The organism is Nocardioides sp. CPCC 206348, from assembly GCF_048654705.1.
GTDB lineage: Bacteria > Actinomycetota > Actinomycetes > Propionibacteriales > Nocardioidaceae > Nocardioides.
The window spans coordinates 85,703-89,087 of sequence record NZ_JBMCZA010000143.1 but is presented as its reverse complement, the minus strand read 5'-3'; the positions used below and the strand labels follow the sequence as shown (position 1 = coordinate 89,087).

Annotated in this window: 5 protein-coding genes; 4 read left to right on the top strand and 1 reads right to left on the bottom strand. The window is 71.5% G+C overall.

Annotated elements, in window-relative coordinates; all coding sequences use genetic code 11:
• The 4 genes from ACOADB_RS09765 to ACOADB_RS09750 all read left to right on the top strand — a co-directional run.
• Positions 1 to 277, top strand: a 277-nt coding sequence (locus ACOADB_RS09765; RefSeq protein WP_378597766.1) for an aldehyde dehydrogenase family protein, incomplete at its 5' end; no start/stop codon positions are given.
• Positions 274 to 1,188, top strand: coding sequence for a DMT family transporter (locus ACOADB_RS09760; protein ID WP_378597765.1), 915 nt, complete (start codon positions 274 to 276; stop codon positions 1,186 to 1,188). The genes ACOADB_RS09765 and ACOADB_RS09760, both read left to right, overlap by 4 nt.
• Positions 1,188 to 2,249 carry an NAD(P)/FAD-dependent oxidoreductase gene (locus ACOADB_RS09755; protein ID WP_378597764.1) on the top strand — a complete coding sequence of 354 codons (1,062 nt, stop codon included), beginning with the start codon at positions 1,188 to 1,190 and terminating at the stop codon, positions 2,247 to 2,249. Before ACOADB_RS09760 ends, ACOADB_RS09755 begins: the two co-directional genes overlap by 1 nt.
• A gap of 34 nt (positions 2,250 to 2,283) precedes the next feature.
• The gene (locus tag ACOADB_RS09750) at positions 2,284 to 2,895 is read left to right on the top strand and encodes a TetR/AcrR family transcriptional regulator (protein ID WP_378597763.1); all 612 of its coding nucleotides are present in this window, start codon (positions 2,284 to 2,286) and stop codon (positions 2,893 to 2,895) included.
• On the opposite strand, the gene ACOADB_RS09745 is transcribed toward ACOADB_RS09750, so the two are convergent.
• Positions 2,875 to 3,385 (bottom strand): flavin monoamine oxidase family protein (locus tag ACOADB_RS09745; protein WP_378597762.1); only part of this gene is annotated, 511 nt, incomplete at its 5' end. The two genes, ACOADB_RS09750 and ACOADB_RS09745, sit on opposite strands and share 21 nt — an antisense overlap.

The following is a 3,385-nucleotide window of genomic DNA, read 5'->3' as shown; positions in this document are numbered from 1 at the left end:
CACGATCCAGGGATACGCCGACGAGACGGACGCGGTCGCGATGGCCAACGACTCGACGTACGGGCTCCACGGTGCAGTGTGGTCGGCCGACCCGGACCGGGCCCTGGCGGTCGCTCGCCGGTTGCGGACCGGCCAGGTCGACATCAACGGAGCAGCGTTCAACCCGGCTGCGCCCTTCGGTGGCTACGGCAGGTCGGGCAACGGACGCGAGCTGGGACGGTTCGGGATCGAGGAGTTCCTCGAGACCAAGTCGATCCAGCAGCCGGTCCCGCAGTGACACTGACCGCCGTCCCGACCGAGACCCGAAGCCGCCGTACGGCAGCCATCGCCCTGGTGCTGGTCACGGCCGTGTGGGGCTCGACGTTCGGCCTCTCCAAGGACCTGCTCGAGCGGCTGCCCGTCGCCGACTACCTCGGCTCGCGCTACCTCGTTGCCGCAGCCGTCCTGCTCGTCGTCTGCCCGCGGCTGGTCCGCGGGCTGACGCCGCACACCGTGCGCGTCGGCATCGGGCTCGGCACGTTGTACGCCGGTGCGCAGTTGCTGCAGTTCCACGGTCTGGCCCAGACAGAGCCGACCGTGTCGGCGTTCGTGGTGGCGATGTACGTCGTCTTCACACCCCTGTTCGTCGCGGTACTGCCGGGCCGGGGGGTCGATGGAGTGACGTGGGCGGCGGTCGCGGTCGCGACGACCGGTGTTGCGGTGATGTCCCTGCGCGGCTGGGCATTCGGGACCGGCGAGCTGCTCACCCTCGTTTCGGCCGCGCTGTACGCGGTGCACATTCTCGCGCTCGGCCGGTGGGCCCGCCCTGACGAGGCGTTCGCGCTGACGTTCTTCCAGCTCGCGACGATGGGGGTGCTGCTGACCGGTGTCGGTTCCGCCGACGGACTGGAGCTGCCGGGTCGCGGCGACCTGCTCGCGTTCTTCTACCTCGCAGCGATCGCGGGCACCGTCACCTTGCTGGTCCAGACCTGGGCGCAGGGCCACCTCGAGTCCGGGCAGGCCGCCGTACTGATGGTTCTCGAGCCGGTCTGGGCCGCTGCCTTCGGTGCGCTCCTGTGGCACGAGACCCTCGGGCCCCGCACGCTCGGCGGCGGTGCGCTCGTGCTGCTCGCGATGCTGATGGTCGTCGTCCGACCAGACGCCCGCGTTCCCGATCCACCCGCCTCACTTCCCGAAGGAGTGGCCTGATGTACGACGTCCTGGTCGTCGGCGGCGGTATCGCTGGCGCGTCGATCGCCTACGAGCTGGCAACGACCGGTCGCGCGGTGTGCGTCCTCGAGGGCGAACCGGAGCTGGCCCGCCACACCACCGGCCGCTCCGCGGCGACGTGGATCGGCGGCTATGGGCCGCCCGAGGTGCAACGGCTGACTCGTGCCAGCCGGACGTTCCTCGAGGCGCCGCCGTTCGACGTCACCGCGCCGCTGCTGCGTCCGCTTCCGTGCCTGTACGTCGGCGGGCCGGACGCCGACGTTGCGGCAGCCGACGCGGTGGTTGCGGCCACCGCTGGCGTCCTGGTTGACCCGGCCGATGCCGAGCGGATCAACCCGGTCCTGCGCCCCGGCTGGACCCAGGTCGCAGTGATCGACGAGACGGCCTGCGACCTGGACGTCGCGGGGCTGCACCAGGGCTACGCCCGGGCGCTGCGCGGGTCCGGCGGCGTCGTCCGCACGAGCGCGCGCGTGTTGGGAGCGACCCGCGAAGCCGGCCTCTGGCGGCTCTCCACGACAGACGGCAGTGCCGATGCGCCGGTGGTCGTCGTTGCTGCGGGAGCGTGGGGCGACGAGGTGGGCCGGCTGATGGGATCCCCCGGGGTGGGGCTGGAACCGCGCCGGCGCACGATGTTCGGCTCGCCCACCGCCGTACCGCTCGCGGGCATGCCGTTCACCTGTGATCTCGAGGGTGGGTGGTACCTCAAGGCCGAGGGCGACCTCGCGCTCTGCTCCCCGGAAGACGCCGAACCGCACGCCCCGGGCGATCCGAAGCCCGACGAGCTCGAGATCGCGCGCACCATCGAGGCGATCAACGAGGCCACCGTGCTCGGCCTGCGCAGTGTCCGCACGGCGTGGGCGGGATTGCGCACCTTCGCTGCCGACGGTGAACCCGTGGCCCGGTACGACGAGCACGTCGACGGGCTCTTCTGGTTCGTCGGCCAGGCCGGTTACGGCATCCAGATGGCTCCAGCGCTCGCTGCGGAGGCTGCGGAACGGCTGGTCGTGGGTCCACCGCCGGTGTTCGGCGGCATCCTCTAGCATCGACCTCCCGGGCGCCGATCGAGGAGGGCCGATGACAGGGGATGCCGACTCACGACGCCGACGCATCATCGATGCAACCCTCGACGTGATCCAGGACCGCGGCCTCGTCGGCGTCCGGACGCAGGAGATCGCCCGCCGCGCAGAGGTCAGCTCCGGACTGTTGCTCTACCACTTCGGCACTCTCGACGGGCTGATCGCCGCCTCCATGCAGGAGTCCGAGGACCGCTACTACCGCGGCCTCGAGGACGAGGACGCCGTCGGCCGACCTGCGCCGGAGCGGCTGCGCCTGCTGGTCGAGCGCTCTGGCGACCCGACCTCGGTTGTTGCGGCCTGGACGCTCTGGATGGAGTTCTGGGTTCGTGCCCTGCGCGACCCCGACACGGCTGCCCTCTGCGCCTCGCTCGAGGCACGTTGGCGCGCAGTGCTGCTCGACGTGATCGAGCAGGGCATCGGCGAAGGAGTCTTCAACAGCCCCTCCCCGAAGGTCGCCGTCGTCCGCCTGTCCGCCCTGCTCGACGGGCTGTCGGTCGCCGCGACGCTCGGTGACCGCGAGGTCCCGGTGGAGGCCGTTGCAGACCTCTGGTTGGACGCCGCGGCCCGTGAGCTCGACTGCGACCCCGTGCTACTGGCCCGCCTCGCCTGACAGCGCAGTCAGCACCTGTGCGCCTGCCCGCTCGCCGGAGCGGATGGCGCCGTCGATGTAGCCGTGGCCGACACCCGCGGTCTCGGTGCCGGCCCAGTGGAGTGGGCCAACCGGATCGCGCCAGCCCGCGCCGTGCTCGTGCCACGTCCCCGGGGAGGGGAGTGCGGCATACGCCCCCTCAGCCCACAGCTGGTCCGGCCATCGCAGCTCGTGGTAGTCCATCGGCGCGGCAGCCTCCTCGCCCAGGACCGTGATCACGTCGAGTACCGCCTTGTGGCGCGCCTCTTCGGGCTGGGTGCTCCAGGCGCGGTAGTCGTCCCCGTAGATGAACGCCGCGAGCACTCCACACGACCCGTCGGCGGGCGAGTTGTCGAAGGTGTATGCGACCGGGCTGCCGTCGTACGTCGTCAGCTGGCCGGACAGCCCGCGGGAACGCCAGAACGGTTCGGCGTAGGTCAGGTGCAGCTTGGCGACGTCGCCCATCGGGCTG